This is a genomic window from Brevundimonas bullata (genome assembly GCF_014207965.1).
Classification (GTDB): domain Bacteria; phylum Pseudomonadota; class Alphaproteobacteria; order Caulobacterales; family Caulobacteraceae; genus Brevundimonas; species Brevundimonas bullata_A.
In genome coordinates this window covers 60,883-74,099 of sequence record NZ_JACHLM010000003.1, presented here as the reverse complement: position 1 = coordinate 74,099, position 13,217 = coordinate 60,883, and the positions used below count along the sequence as shown (strand labels likewise).

The 13,217-nt window shown below is 69.1% G+C and carries 11 protein-coding genes; 3 read left to right on the top strand and 8 right to left on the bottom strand.

The window, feature by feature from the left end:
• Positions 1-41 precede the first annotated feature (41 nt).
• Positions 42-494, bottom strand: a complete 453-nt coding sequence (locus tag HNP51_RS08995; protein ID WP_221415861.1) for a surface-adhesin E family protein — start codon at positions 492-494, stop codon at positions 42-44.
• A gap of 66 nt (positions 495-560) precedes the next feature.
• Between HNP51_RS08995 and HNP51_RS08990 the strand changes: the two genes are divergently transcribed.
• Positions 561-1,427, top strand: coding sequence for a WecB/TagA/CpsF family glycosyltransferase (locus HNP51_RS08990; protein ID WP_184270283.1), 867 nt, complete (start codon positions 561-563; stop codon positions 1,425-1,427).
• Positions 1,428-1,608: 181 nt separating this feature from the next.
• Here HNP51_RS08990 and HNP51_RS08985 read toward each other — a convergent pair whose 3' ends face one another.
• From HNP51_RS08985 to HNP51_RS08970, 4 genes are read right to left on the bottom strand one after another with little or no spacing between them, the layout of a single operon-like run.
• Positions 1,609-5,049: an AAA family ATPase gene (locus HNP51_RS08985; RefSeq protein WP_184270286.1), complete on the bottom strand. Its 3,441-nt coding sequence runs from the start codon at positions 5,047-5,049 to the stop codon at positions 1,609-1,611.
• A 10-nt stretch (positions 5,050-5,059) separates the two neighbouring features.
• Complete coding sequence (locus tag HNP51_RS08980; RefSeq protein ID WP_260398441.1) at positions 5,060-5,695, bottom strand: DsbA family protein; 636 nt, start codon at positions 5,693-5,695, stop codon at positions 5,060-5,062.
• Positions 5,692-6,294: a DsbA family protein gene (locus HNP51_RS08975; protein ID WP_184270289.1), complete on the bottom strand. Its 603-nt coding sequence runs from the start codon at positions 6,292-6,294 to the stop codon at positions 5,692-5,694. Before HNP51_RS08975 ends, HNP51_RS08980 begins: the two co-directional genes overlap by 4 nt.
• A gap of 24 nt (positions 6,295-6,318) precedes the next feature.
• Positions 6,319-6,951 (bottom strand): DsbA family protein, encoded by a 633-nt coding sequence (locus tag HNP51_RS08970; protein ID WP_184270292.1) that lies wholly within the window; start codon positions 6,949-6,951, stop codon positions 6,319-6,321.
• 323 nt (positions 6,952-7,274) lie between these two features.
• Here HNP51_RS08970 and HNP51_RS08965 point away from each other — a divergent pair, with 323 nt between their 5' ends.
• Positions 7,275-8,162, top strand: coding sequence for a helix-turn-helix transcriptional regulator (locus HNP51_RS08965; RefSeq protein WP_311769945.1), 888 nt, complete (start codon positions 7,275-7,277; stop codon positions 8,160-8,162).
• Positions 8,163-8,190: 28 nt separating this feature from the next.
• On the opposite strand, the gene HNP51_RS08960 is transcribed toward HNP51_RS08965, so the two are convergent.
• Positions 8,191-8,754 carry a DUF721 domain-containing protein gene (locus HNP51_RS08960; protein WP_184270299.1) on the bottom strand — a complete coding sequence of 188 codons (564 nt, stop codon included), beginning with the start codon at positions 8,752-8,754 and terminating at the stop codon, positions 8,191-8,193.
• A 21-nt stretch (positions 8,755-8,775) separates the two neighbouring features.
• Here HNP51_RS08960 and mutY point away from each other — a divergent pair, with 21 nt between their 5' ends.
• The gene (gene mutY, locus HNP51_RS08955) at positions 8,776-9,795 is read left to right on the top strand and encodes an A/G-specific adenine glycosylase (protein WP_184270302.1); all 1,020 of its coding nucleotides are present in this window, start codon (positions 8,776-8,778) and stop codon (positions 9,793-9,795) included.
• A 35-nt stretch (positions 9,796-9,830) separates the two neighbouring features.
• Here mutY and HNP51_RS08950 read toward each other — a convergent pair whose 3' ends face one another.
• Together HNP51_RS08950 and HNP51_RS08945 are read right to left on the bottom strand one after the other, a co-directional pair.
• A complete protein-coding gene (locus HNP51_RS08950) occupies positions 9,831-11,978 on the bottom strand; it encodes an amylo-alpha-1,6-glucosidase (RefSeq protein ID WP_184270304.1) in 2,148 nt (715 codons plus the stop codon).
• Between the two features lie 68 nt (positions 11,979-12,046).
• A complete protein-coding gene (locus tag HNP51_RS08945; RefSeq protein ID WP_184270308.1) occupies positions 12,047-13,156 on the bottom strand; it encodes a glycosyltransferase family 4 protein in 1,110 nt (369 codons plus the stop codon).
• Positions 13,157-13,217: the final 61 nt, after the last annotated feature.

Below are 13,217 nucleotides of genomic sequence, written 5' to 3'. Positions count from 1 at the left end.
CTCCGCGACCACCCTCCCCATGAAGGGGAGGGAGAGGCGCTTCAGTCCTTCATCCGCTCGCGCCCGATCCGCACCGCGTCGGCGGCGGTCGTTGCATCCGCTGACCCCACTTCGGCCCCGCACGCGACCGCCGCCAGTTCCGCCGCATCCCCGCCGGGCGCGATGGCGTAGGGCGACGACTTTGTCGGCGTGATCGGCCCCTCGACGCCGTCCGCGCGCAGCGAGGCGAAGTCCAGCCGGTCCGCCGTCTGGGCCGCGCAATCGAACCGCCACCACGACCAGCCGCCGGAATAGGCGACATCGCCGATAGCCATGTCCTCCTCACTGACCTGTAGGGACCGCATCCGCACGCCGTCTCCGTCAGGTGTGATCGAGGCCGCGTCGGCGAAGATCGCGAAGCGCCCGACCCCGGTCAGGACCAGGGCGTGGTCCTGGGCTACGGCGGATGTCGCCAGTAGGGAGAAGGCCGCAATTGCGAGGAAGGCGCGTTGCATTTGATGGTCCCGTCGTTAACCGCATCCGCAAACCACGTATTGAGACGCGGCGTCTAGAACCAAGCCATGTATCAGGAACCGCACGGAGCCGACGCCGCCATCGCCCCGCCCGACCGGCGGGCGCGCGAACGTCGCCCGTTCCGGCAGCAACGCCGCCCCGAAGAGCGCGTCCGCATCTTGGGAGAGACCGTCGATCTGATGCGGCCCGAGGAAGTCCTGCTGCACGTCGAACGCTGCATCGAGGCGGGCCGGCGCAGCATCATCGCCAACCACAATCTGCATAGCCTCTATCTGCTGCCGCGCACGCCGGGGATGCGGCGGCTGTACGACATGGCCGATGTGGTGGAGCTGGACTCCACGCCGCTGATCCACTTTACCCGCATATTGGGCCTCCACAGCCGCCCCTTCCACCGCTGCACCTATCTGGACTGGCGCGACCAGTTCTGGAGCATGGCCAACCGCAAGGGCTGGCGCGTCCTCTATGTCGGCGGCGCCGACGGCGTGGCGACCACGGCGGCGGAGCGTCTGAGCGCGCGCTATCCGGGGGCCGTGATCAAGGGCCTCTCCGGCTATTTCGACGCCACGCCGGGATCGCTGGGCAATACCGCGATCCTTGCCGCCGTGCGCGAGTTCCAACCGAACGTCCTGTTCGTCGGCATGGGCATGCCGCGTCAGGAGTTGTGGATCGCCGACAACATCGAGGCCCTGCCTCATGCCGTCATCCTGCCGGTCGGCGCCGCCTTTGACTATGAGGCCGGCGTCCAGAAGGCGGCGCCTCGCTGGATGGGGCGGCTTGGCGTCGAATGGCTGTTCCGCCTGTTCTCCGACCCGAAACGCCTGTTCGCTCGTTATTGCGTCGAGCCCTGGTTCCTGATCGGGCCTGCGCTGGGCGACGTGCGCGACGCGATGCGACGCCGGAAGAAGCCCCACTGAATCCTCCGCCGTTTACGGGGGAGGGGGACCACGAAGTGGTGGAGGGGGCGGCTACAAACTCTTCGGCAAAGCGTTCTCGCCACCCCAGCCCTGATCCCAAAATCCTCGGCGCCCAGTCTCGCCCCCTCCACCATGCTGCGCATGGTCCCCCTCCCCCGCTGCGCAGGGGAGGATCGAGAGGTTAGCCCGCCACGATCTGCTCGGCCTGGTTCAGGTTGACGCTGACCAGCTGGCTCATGCCGCGTTCGGGCATGGTGACGCCGTAGAGGCGGTCCATCCGGCTCATGGTCACCGGGTTGTGGGTGATGACGATGAAGCGGGTGTCGGTGCGCGACCGCATCTCGTGCAGCATCCGGCAGAAGCGGTCGACGTTGGCGTCGTCCAGCGGCGCGTCCACCTCGTCCAGCACGCAGACCGGCGCCGGGTTGGCCAGGAAGACGCCGAAGATCAGGGCCGCCGCCGTCAGGGCCTGCTCGCCGCCCGACATCAGGCTCATGACCGACAACCGCTTGCCGGGCGGGCAGGCGTAGATCTCAAGGCCCGCTTCCAGGGGATCGTCGCTCTCGACCAGTTTCAGTTCAGCCTGACCGCCGCCGAACAGGGCTTCGAACAGGGCCTTGAAGTTGGCGTTGATGACGTCGAACGCCGCCACCAGCCGCTCGCGGCCCTCGGCGTTCAGCTCGTCGATGCCGTCGCGCAGCTTGGCGATCGCCTGGGTCAGGTCGATGCGTTCGGACTTCATGGCGCCCAGGCGCTCGCCGTATTCGGCGGCCTCTTCCTCGGCGCGCAGGTTCACCGCGCCCAGGGCCTCGCGCTCGCGCTCCAGCCCGGACAACAGGCTCTCGGCGCCGGCGGTGTCGCGCGGGCGGGCGATGGCGTCGTCGAGCAGCTTCTGGCCCAGCTCATCCGGCGACATCTGCGCCGTCTCGCGCAGGGTAGCTTCGGCCTCGACCAGACGTTCAGAGGCCGCCTCGGCGCGGACGGCCAGACCGGCGCGGGCCTCGCGCGCGGCGCCGGCGGCGGCCTCGGCGGCGCGACTGGCGCGGTCGCTGTCGCTCGCCGTGCTCTCGGCCAGAGACAGGGCCTCGGCGGCGGCGCTCTTGCGCGTCTCGGCGGCGATCAGGGCGTCCATCAGGGCCCCTCGCTGCTCGGCGAAACCCTGCGGCGCGATCTCGGCCTGTTTCAGCAGGGCTGAGGTTTTGTCGGCGTCCTTGGCCAGGGCGGCGACGCGGGCGGCGCTGTCCTTGGAGCGCCCGGCCCAGCCGGCGTGGGCGCGGGTCAGGCTGCCCAGGCGCTGTTCGCGTCCGGCGCGGTCGCGCGCTTCCTCGTCACGGGTCGAGCGGGCGGTCTGGGCGGATTGGCGGGCGGCGTCGGCGGCGACGCGGGCGGCGGCCAGCTCGTCGCGCAGGCCGGCGATGGTTTCGGACGGGGCCTCGACCGACTGCGCGGCCTCCAGCGCGGCCTTGGCCTCGGCCACCTCGCCGTCCAGCCGGGCGACGGTCTCGTCCAGCGCCTGGGCGCGGGCCTCGCGCCGGGTCTGGTCGCGCATCAGGCTTTCGACGCGGTCTCGTCCGGCGGTCACGGCCTTGTCGGCGGCGAAGGGCTTGAGGCGGGCGGTCTTCACCGCCTCTTCGGCAGCGCGGAAGGCTTCGGTCGCGGTCTTCTGAGCGAGTTGCGCGGTTTCCAGCGCGGGCTTGCCCGTGTCGATCTCGGCTTCCAGCTCGGCCAGACGCGTACGCTGGGCCAGTCGCACGGCGGCGGGGCGCGGGGCCTCGGCGCGGCTGACGAAGCCGTCCCAGCGATAGAGGTCGCCCTCGACCGTCACCAGGCGGGCGCCTGGGGGCAGTTGTTTGGCCAGGCGCGGCGCGTCGGCCTGGCTGGCGACGACGCACAGGGCCAGACGTGCGGCCAGTTCGGCGGGGGCGGTCACGTGGGCGGCCAGCGGGCTTACGCCCTGGGGCCAGACCGGCGAGGGCGCATCGGCCCCGGCCCAGTGGGCGGCGGCGCGGGCGTCCAGCGCGGCGTCCAGATCGTCGCCCAGCGCGGCGGCCAGCGCGGCCTCATAGCCCTTGGCCGCTGACACCTTGTCCAGCGCGGGCGGGTGGTCGCGCTTGCCGGTGACCAGCAGCTGGGCCAGTCCGCGCGCCTCGGTCTGCAACCGGCCCAGACGGTCCTCGGCGGCGCGGGCATGGGTGCGGGCCTCGGCCTCGGCGCGGGCCAGATCGCCGCGCGCGGCTTCCGCGGCCTCGACCGCTTCGCGGGCGGCGGTCAGCTCGGCCTGCGCCGTTTCGAGCGCCGTGCGGGCGACGGCCAGTTCAGGCGTTTCGAGCGAACCGAGGGCCTCGCGTTCGCGCTTGGCCTGCTCGAACTGGCCGACGACGCGAGCCAGACGGGCCTCGGCGTCGCGTTTGCGGGCGCTCTCGGCGTTGGCGCGGGCCTCGACGGCGGCCAGGGTCCCGGCCAGCCGTTCGACCTCGCCGTCGGCGGCCTTGCGCGCGTCCTCAGCGACCAGCAGCGCCTTTTCAAGCTCCGGGCCGCGCTCCGGCGCGGCGGCGATCTCAGCCTTCAGCTTGGTCAGTTCGTGGTCCAGCCGGTCCAGCTCGCGCCGGGCGTCGGCGGCCATGCCCTCTTCGCGCTCGACATCGGCGCTGATGCGCGCCGCTTCGGCCTTCAGGCGATCCACCTCGGCGCGGGCGGCCTGTTCGGCCATGTCCAGGCGGTCGCGTTCCAGCGTCGCCCGATGCAGCAGGGCGCCGGCGACGGCGTCCTCTTCGCGCGCGGGCTTCATGGCCTCCTGCGCCTTCAGGGCCTCGGCCTCGGCCTTGGTGGCGGCGGCGCCCGCCTCGGCCACGGCGCGGTCGGCGTCGCGCAGTTCCTGAGCCGCGACCTCGGCCGCGGCCTTGGCGTCGTTCCAGCGCACATAGAGAAGGGCGGCCTGCAGGGCGCGGATCTCGGCCGAGATCTTCTTGTACTTCTCGGCCTGACGCGCCTCGCGCTTCAGCCGGTTCAGCGCCGTCTCCAGCTCGCGCCCGATGTCGTCCAGCCGGTCGAGGTTGGTCTCTGCGGCTTTCAGGCGCAACTCGGCCTCGTGACGGCGCGTGTGCAGACCCGCCACGCCGCCGGCCTCTTCCAGAATCCGCCGACGGTTCTGCGGCTTGGCGGCGATCAGTTCGGAAATCTGGCCCTGACGCACCAGTGCCGGGCTGTTGGCCCCGGTCGAGGCGTCGGCGAACAGCAGCTGGACGTCGCGAGCGCGGACCTCCTTGCCGTTGATGCGATAGGTCGAGCCCTGGCCGCGGTCGATGCGGCGCGACACCTCCAAGACGGGAGAGTCGGTAAAGGGCTGGGGCGCGCGCTTCTGGGCGTTGTCGATGGTCAGGACGACTTCGGCGTGGCTGCGCGGCGGACGGCCTGCGGCCCCGGCGAAGATGACGTCGTCCATGCCCTGGCCGCGCATGGCCTTGGCCGAGTTGGCGCCCATGACCCAGCGCAGGCTTTCCAGCACGTTGGACTTGCCGCAGCCGTTCGGCCCGACCACCCCGGTCAGGCCGGCCTCGATTTGAACTTCCGCCGCGTCGACGAAGGATTTGAAGCCGACGAGCTTCAGTCTCTGGAACTGCATCGGCGGGGGCTTAGCGCCCCTTGAGCAGCGGGTCTATGGCCGCCGACAGGGTTTCGATCGAATGGTCCGCGACACGCTTGCCGTTGACGAAGAAGGACGGGGTGCCCTCGACGCCCGCGGCGATGGCGCCTTCAACGTCGCGTTGCATGGTTTGCTGGGTGGCGGGGTCGGCGAGGCAGGCTTCGATCTGCGGCTGGGTGCGGCCGCTGACGGCGATGGCGCCCATGTACCAGTCGCGGGCGTCGCCGCTGGCGAAGGCGGCGGCCTGACCGGCCATGAAGTGCTGAGCCACCTCGAAGAACTTGCCCGGCGCGGCGCAGCGGCCGATGGCGGCGGCGGTGGCGGCGACCTGGGCCGGTTGGGTCGGCAGGTCGCGGAACACCAGCCTGACCTTGCCCGTGTCGATATAGCGAGCCTTGAAGGTCGGCAGGACGTCGTTGGTCCAGTCGGCGCAGTGGCTGCAGGTGAAGGAGGCGTATTCGATCACCGTCACCGGCGCGTCGGCGCGGCCCAGCACGCGGTCGGCGGCGGTCACAGCGGGGACCGGGGCGGCTGCTGCGGGCGCGGGTTCAGCGGCCAGGGCCGGCGCGGCGGTCATCAGCGCCGCCGTCAAAGGCAGGGCGCGCCACAGGGTCTTCATCTTCATTTCGTCACCAGAAGGGAATCGATGCGTTGCGACAGGCTGTCCAGCGAGCTGTCGACCGTTTGGCCGTTTACCATGAAGGTCGGGGTGCCGGTCACGCCGGCGTCTCGCGCGGCCTTGATGCGTTGTTCCATCGCGGCGACGGCCTCGGGGTTGGCCACGCAGGTCTGGAACTGGGCTTCGCTCAACCCGGCCTCCCGCGCCGTGCGCAGCAGGATGTCGCGCGGCGGCGTTCCGGCATGCATTTCCGGCAGGGACCGCATGATCTGGTCGATGACGTGGAAGTATTTGTCCTCGCCGGCGCAGCGCGCCACCAGGAAGCCGGCCACCGCCACGTCCTGCGGCGGGGTGGGGAATTCGCGGAAGACGTAGCGCACCTTGCCGGTGTCCACGTACTTGGCCTTGAACTGGGGCCAGACCTGCTCGTTCCAGGCGGCGCATCCGGAGCAGGTGACGGAGGCGTATTCGACCACCGTCACCTTGGCGCCCTCGGGCGCGCCCAGGGCCATGTCGCCCTCGGCGGGGGCCGCGTCCTTGCCGCTACAGCCCGCCAGCGCCAGTACGACGCTCAGGGCCGCAGCCCCTGCCAGCTTCCTCAACATGTCCACGCCCCCGCTTGGTTGAAATTATTTCTTGGCCAGTTCCGCGTCGATGGCTTCCGACAGGCCCGACAGGCTGCTGTCCAGAACCTTGACGCCGTTGATGATGAAGGTCGGCGTGCTGTCCACGCCGGCGTCGATGCCGGCCTTGATGCGGTTGCTCATCTCTTCGATAGCCGCCTTGTCGGTGATGCAGGCCTCGGTCTGCTCCTGGCTCAGGCCGGCGGCGGCGGCGGTGCGGTACAGGGTGGTGCGCGGCGGAACGCCGGCGGCCCATTCCTTCTGGCTGGCCATGATGTCGTGCATGACGTCGAAGTATTTGTCCTCACCGGCGCAGCGCGCGATCAGGAAGCCGGCGACGGCGATGTCCTGCGGCGGGGTGGGGAATTCGCGGAAGACGTAGCGAACCTTCTTGGTGTCTACATACTTGGTCTTGAACTCGGGCCAGACCTCGTCGTTCCAGACGGCGCAGTGGCCGCAGGTGATCGAGGCGTATTCCACGACCGTGACCTTGGCGTCCGGCCCGGCGCCCAGGGCCATGTCGCCCTTGGCTTCGCCGCCGGTCTTGGCGGTGCAGCCTGCGACCGTGGCCATGGCGGCCAGGGCGGCGGCGGTCAGGGCCGCGCGGCGGCTCATCGAAGCGTAACGGAACGTAGCCATGGATCGTCCTTGGTCGAGATACTGTGACGTTGAAGAATGACGCGATCCATCGGACGCGCGCAATCCGGTTATTTGTCGAAAACAGATGCGGCCATATTAGGCCGCGAATGTCGCGGATATCCTATCGGAGGCCTCAAAGCCAAGCGTTCAGCGCGGGGCGGGACCTATGGCCGCCGGGGAAACCTCGTGAATGACAAGCTCGGCTTGACGAGCTCGTCATGTCCATCTCACAAAAAAATCGGACCCATTCCGCAAGGATATTGGATTGAGCGGGGGCGATCGCGACCTAAAAGAGTCGAGATGCAAATTATGGTAGTTCTGCCGTGACCCCACAGCTTGTCCGCCTGACGGAACAAGAACGCCGACTGTTGAGACTTCTCGCTCAAGGTCACACCGCGAAAACGATAGCGACTTCTGAGGGGCTGTCAGTGAACGTCGTGAATGAGCGGCTCCGCTCGGCACGACGCAAAACCGGTGCGGTCAGCAGTCGAGAACTTGCACGTCTGGTCGGTGAGCAAGAGCAGGGGCTTCCCCAAGAAAATCGAACCAAATTAATCGGCATTGAAGGCGGAGCTCTGGGCGATCATCCCTCCGAACCACGCCCTGCGGGTGGCGCATGGGCATCGAAAGTTTGGAGGCCGGCTATGGTCGTTGGAGTTCTTATCGCAGCGAGCATCGCTGCCCTGGTCGCAGCGGTGTCGGACAAGCCCGAGAGCAAGGCTCCTGTTCTTCCTTTGCCCGCCGCCAACGGCGTCGGGGCGGGCAGCCATTGGCAGGTCATGTCTTTATCCAGCCGCGTGCCGGCTATCACGTATCTTGTGCCGTCGTCTCAAAGCCCGGGCGCTTACACGCCGACGGTGATCCTCTCCTGTGAGTCCGTTTCGATCGGCGTCAGCGTGCGGGGCTTCGACCCGGCAAATTCGTGGCCCCAGCCCGCGCTCGAGACACGGATCGGCAGTGCCGAGAGAACGGGCTCTCCTGAGGTGAGCGGCGCCGGAGAGAAGGCGATGTTGGGCTATGGGTTTGCGATTGCCGACGAGGTGCTTGAGCCCCTGGCCCTGGGCGCGCCGATTTCGTTCAAGTTCAACGGAACGACCATGGACGTTCCGATCATCCCCGAGGAGATACGGACGCAGTTTGTTGAACGTTGCGGCGCCCTCGTGCATCCGGGCATGAGGAAGCGTGGAGCCGCCGGCGTTCGTGTCTATTGATGCGCGGTCCATGTCCTCACGCAAGCGGTCAACCGCGTCCATTCTCCGGCGGCTGCGACAGCACGGCGCGGCCCAGCTTGCGCAGGGCGGCTTTCAAGCTGTCGGGCGCGTCTTCGACAGAGTTCGCCAGATCGGCTTCGACCGAGGCGGGCAGGGGCGGCAGGACCCTCTTGCCGCGCGCGCGGGGCTTGGCGCCGGCGACGGGCAGGGGCTTGACCGGGCCCTGGGCGATGCGCAGACGCTCGACCGATCCGGCCCCTAGGAACAGGTTCACGCGCTGGATGATGTCCTCGGACTGATGCTGCACCAGCAGGGCGGCGGGTCCGGCCACGCGCAGTTCCAGCGTGCCGCCGGCGGTTCCGCGGCCCTTGGTCAGCTTCTGCGGGCGGGTGACGCGGGCCAGGCGCTCGCCGACGATCTCGACCCAGCGCGGCTCCAGCGCGCCGGCGCCGCGTCCGAACTGGGCGTCCAGCTTCTTGATCAGCGGGGCCAGCGATCGCCCGGCCGGGGGCGGCGGGCGCAGCGGCGGGCGCGTCCGGCGTCGGGCCAGGATTTCGCGGGCTTCGCTTTCGGTGGGCAGAGGACGACGCATTCCTCCTATATAGCTCGACCCATGCCTGACGTCTCTTCCCTCCGCGCCGCCCTGCTTGATTGGTACGACGCCCATGCGCGCAGCCTGCCGTGGCGCGCGCCGCCGGGGTCGGGGATGCGCACCGATCCCTACCGGGTCTGGCTGTCCGAGGTCATGCTCCAACAGACCACGGTGCCGCACGCCGCCCCCTATTTCGAGCGTTTCACCGCCCGCTGGCCGACGGTCAGCAACCTGGCCGCCGTCGAAGATTCCGACCTGATGGCCGCCTGGGCGGGGCTGGGTTACTACGCCCGCGCCCGTAATCTGCTGGCCTGCGCTCGCGCTGTGGCGAGCGAACATGGCGGGGTCTTTCCTGACAACGAGGCGGCGCTTCTGGCCCTGCCGGGGGTGGGCGCCTATACCGCCGCCGCCGTGGCCGCCATCGCCTTCGACCGGCCCGCCAATGTCGTGGACGGCAATGTCGAGCGGGTCATGAGCCGCCTGTTCGCGGTCGAGACGCCGCTGCCCGCCGCCCGACCCGAGCTGAAGCGTCTGGCCGCCCTCTTCGTCAGCGACGAGCGCCCCGGCGACTGGCCCCAGGCCCTGATGGACCTCGGCTCCGGCGTCTGTCGGCCGAAATCGCCGTCGTGCGAACTCTGTCCCCTGGCCTTCGGCTGCGAGGGGCTGAAGACCGGCGAACCGGCCCGCTATCCGCTGAAAACGAAGAAGGCCGAGCGCCCGCATCGCCACGGCCACGCCTTCGTCCTGCGCGACGCGGCGGGGCGGATCGGGTTGGTGCGTCGCCCGGACAAGGGGCTGCTGGGCGGGATGCTGGGTCTGCCGACCTCGGACTGGAGCGCGACGCCGGTGTTTCACGCCCCCGTCGTCGCCGACTGGTCCGAGGCCGGCGCGGTCGAGCACGTCTTCACCCACTTCAGCCTGACCTTGACCGTCCATGTCGGCGCAGGCGAGGGCGACTTCGTCTGGACCTCGGCGGACGAGGCCCTGGCCTCCCTGCCGACCGTGTTCCGCAAGGCGCTGGAGCGCGGTCTGGCCGGCTGAGCGCTCGCTGCCGGCTCGGAGGGGATCAGGCTCGCCTAGCCCGCCACCCGCAGGTTGACCACGCCGCTCTTCTCGCTGGACATGACGACGACGCGGCCGTCCAGGCGCTGGAAGTTCAGGTCGATGACGCCGCCTCCGACCTCCAGGTTGGTCACGTTCAGCCGGTCGAGGCCGATGGGAAGGGCGGGGGTGAAGACCTCGACCAGGTTCTCCCCGGCGCTGATGTCAATTCCCAGGACCGACTGCAGCATCAGGAAGACCGACCCCGCCGCCCAGGCCTGGGGCAGGCAGGCGACCGGATAGGCGATGGGCGGTTCGCCCGTTTCGCGGATGAAGCCGCAGAACAGCTCGGGCAGGCGCAACTGGAAATGCGCCGCCGCGCCAAAGACTTCGCCCAGCAGCATGGCCACCGCCCGACGCTCGCCATAGCGGGCCATGCCCGCCGCCGCGATGGCCGTGTCGTGCGGCCAGACCGAGCCGTTGTGATAGCTCATCGGATTGAAGCGGGTCTGGCCCTTGCCCAGGGTCCGCAGACCCCAGCCCGAACGGAACTCGGCGGTCAGCATCCGCCGCGTCACCCGGCGCGCCCGCTCATGCGAGGGCAGGCCGCTGAACAGCAGGTGGCCCGCGTTCGAGCCGATGGCGCGGCATTGCTCGCCGTCGCCGTCCAGAGCGATGGCGTAGAAGCCTTCATCCTCCATCCAGAAGCGGTCCTCGACCAGGGCGCGCACCGCGTCCGCCCGCGCCCGCCATTGCGGCGCTCGCTCGTCTCCCAGATGTTCGCCCATTTCGGCCAGGGCCCTCCAGGCGGCGAAGGCGTAGCCCTGGACCTCCAGCAGGGCGATGGGCCCCTTGGGAAAGCGCCCGTCGCTGTAGAAGATCGAGTCCTCGCTGTCCTTCCAGCCCTGATTGGACAGGCCGGTATCCGCCGCCCGGGCGTAGTCGATCAGGCCGTCGCCGTTCGAGTCGCCGTAGTCGATCATCCAGCCTGCCGCCGCGATGAGGTTCGGCCACAGGGCGCGGATCGTCTCCATGTCGCCGGTGCGTTTGGCGTAGGCGCCGGCCAGGGCGATGAACAGGCAGGTGGTGTCGACCCCGCCGTAGTAGAGGCCGAACGGCACCTCGCCCAGGGCGCTCATCTCGCCGCCGCGCGTCTCGTGCATGATCTTGCCCGGCGCGGAGTCCATGAAGGCGTTGACCTCGGTGGCCTGACGCGAAGCCAGATAGGTCAGCACTCCCTTGGCCAGGCTGGGGTCGATCCACAGCATCTGCCAGGCGGTGATGATGCCGTCGCGTCCGAACGGCGTCGAGAACCAGGGAACGCCGGCATAGGGATAGGGGCCGGTCGGCAGGTCGGTGGTCAGCAGCGCGACATCGGTGCGCGACTGGGTCAGCCAGTCGTTGACGCGCGGATTGCGCGGGGCCTGCACCCCGGCGCCTCGACGCATTCTTTTGCGCATGGCCAGCCGCGCCTGGATCGAGTTCCAGCGCCAACGATCCTTGTCGGGCGCATCGCAGACGTCCAGTCCGCACTCAATATAGAGGTCCAGCCGCTTGCCCTTGGGCAGGCTGAACATGAACTCCGCCCGGTTGGGGCTTAGGCGGGCCGGCGGTTCTGAAAATGCCAGGCAACTAGTCCGCACCACATCATCCAGCCCGGTGTAGCCAAAGGTGACGCGACGCCCGTCCATAGCCGGGGCGTGTATCGCGCCGCGCGCCGCGCGCTGCGTGCCGCGCACCTGAAAGATATCAGCGAAGTCGGCCCCGAACTCGAAGGCCAGCGGCAACAGGATGTCCTCGATGCCGTGGTTGACCATCCGCACCCGCTCGAAGAGCCTCTGGTCCCAGAGGAAGCGCCGCCGCTCCAGATGCAGCACCCCCGCCGGGGCCGAGCGCCCGCCCATCGGCGGCAGGGGCCGGTTGGTCGAATGGCAGGTGAAGAAGACGTTGTCCTCGGTCACGCCGGAGCTGAGACGCGACGGCCGGGCCCGCCCCACGGTCAGGACGAAGTGCGACAGCATCCGCGTGTCCTGATTGAAGAGGCCGTCAGCGCCGCTCTTGACGTCGCCCCAGTGGTCCGCGACCAGAAAGGTGTCGCGATCCTTCAGCGCCATCAGGGTTTCCAGCCCGTCCTGGTCGCTGCTGTCGGCGGCGGTGGTCTGGACCGAATAGGCGTCGTCCATGGTCTGCCTCGCTTCAGCGCGGAGTTCGCTCAGGACCCCTCAGGGAAATGGCCGAACGGCCCAAGGGTTCAGGCGCCGATAGCGAAACTGCGTTCCTCGCGCAGGGGGCGGATCGGAGCGTTGTCCAGAACGTGAGCGGCGAACGGGCGGCGGGCCAGCAGGTCGCCATAGACGTCGAGATAGCGCCGCGCCATGGCCGTGGCCGAGAAGCGCAGATCGAAGCGCGCCCGGATGGCCTCGCGGTCCAGCGCCTGCGCCTGTGCAGCAGCCGCGACCGCCTGCTCCAGGGTGTCGACCAGGAACCCGGTGGCGCCATCCTCGATGATCTCGGGCGTCGAGCCGCAGCGGAAGGCCACGACCGGCGTGCCGCAGGCCAGGGCCTCGATCATCACCAGACCGAAGGGCTCGGGCCAGTCGATAGGAAACAACAGGGCTTCGGCCCCGCCGAGGAAGGCCGACTTCTGATCATCGCCGATTTCGCCGACGAACTCGATCAGGGGATTGCCGTCGATCAAGGGCCGGATGACCGTCTCCCAATAGGCCTTGTCCGCCGCGTCCACCTTGGCCGCCATCTTCAGCGGCTTGCCCAGGCGCGTGGCGATCTCGATGGCCCTGTCGGGGCGCTTTTCCGGCGAGATGCGGCCCAGGAAGGCCAGATAGCCTTCGGATTTCGGCGAGAAGCGATAGAGATCGCCCGGCATGCCGTGATGCACTGTCGCCTTCCAGTTAGCGCCGGGCAGGGGACGGCGCTGATCATCGGAGATGGAGACCAGGCCGAACTGGGGCCAGCGCTCATAGACCTCGGGCAGGTCCTTCAGGTCGAGGCGCCCGTGCAGGGTGGTGATGGTCTTGTCGGCCAGCCCCTGAAAAAAGGGGAAGTGGGCCATGTCGGTGTGAAAGTGGATGATGTCGAAGTCGTCGGCTCGGTCCAGCACCTGGGCCAGCATGGTCATGTGGGCGGCCATGTCGGACTTGAGCGGCGCGGGATCCAGCCGGATCGCCTGATCGCGCACGGGGATAAGGCGCGCCCGCGTTTCGGCCTCGGCGCTGGCGAACAGGGTGACGTCATGGCCCAGATCGACCAGGGCGTCGGTGAGATGGGCGACGACCCGTTCGGTGCCGCCGTAAAGCCGGGGCGGCACCGCCTCATAGAGGGGCGTGACCTGCGCAATCTTCATAGCATGACTCCAACGCCCCCGATGGCGCACTGAAATCTTCAACACAGGTCGATGAACGGCG

Excerpts from the sequence above, each read along its gene's own strand:
- HNP51_RS08995 (WP_221415861.1), bottom strand. The coding sequence starts at position 494 with ATGCAACGCGCCTTCCTCGCAATTGCGGCCTTCTCCCTACTGGCGACA.
- HNP51_RS08990 (WP_184270283.1), top strand. The coding sequence starts at position 561 with ATGTATCAGGAACCGCACGGAGCCGACGCCGCCATCGCCCCGCCCGAC.
- HNP51_RS08985 (WP_184270286.1), bottom strand. The coding sequence starts at position 5,049 with ATGCAGTTCCAGAGACTGAAGCTCGTCGGCTTCAAATCCTTCGTCGAC.
- HNP51_RS08980 (WP_260398441.1), bottom strand. The coding sequence starts at position 5,695 with ATGAAGATGAAGACCCTGTGGCGCGCCCTGCCTTTGACGGCGGCGCTG.
- HNP51_RS08975 (WP_184270289.1), bottom strand. The coding sequence starts at position 6,294 with ATGTTGAGGAAGCTGGCAGGGGCTGCGGCCCTGAGCGTCGTACTGGCG.
- HNP51_RS08970 (WP_184270292.1), bottom strand. The coding sequence starts at position 6,951 with ATGGCTACGTTCCGTTACGCTTCGATGAGCCGCCGCGCGGCCCTGACC.
- HNP51_RS08960 (WP_184270299.1), bottom strand. The coding sequence starts at position 8,754 with ATGCGTCGTCCTCTGCCCACCGAAAGCGAAGCCCGCGAAATCCTGGCC.
- mutY (WP_184270302.1), top strand. The coding sequence starts at position 8,776 with ATGCCTGACGTCTCTTCCCTCCGCGCCGCCCTGCTTGATTGGTACGAC.
- HNP51_RS08950 (WP_184270304.1), bottom strand. The coding sequence starts at position 11,978 with ATGGACGACGCCTATTCGGTCCAGACCACCGCCGCCGACAGCAGCGAC.
- HNP51_RS08945 (WP_184270308.1), bottom strand. The coding sequence starts at position 13,156 with ATGAAGATTGCGCAGGTCACGCCCCTCTATGAGGCGGTGCCGCCCCGG.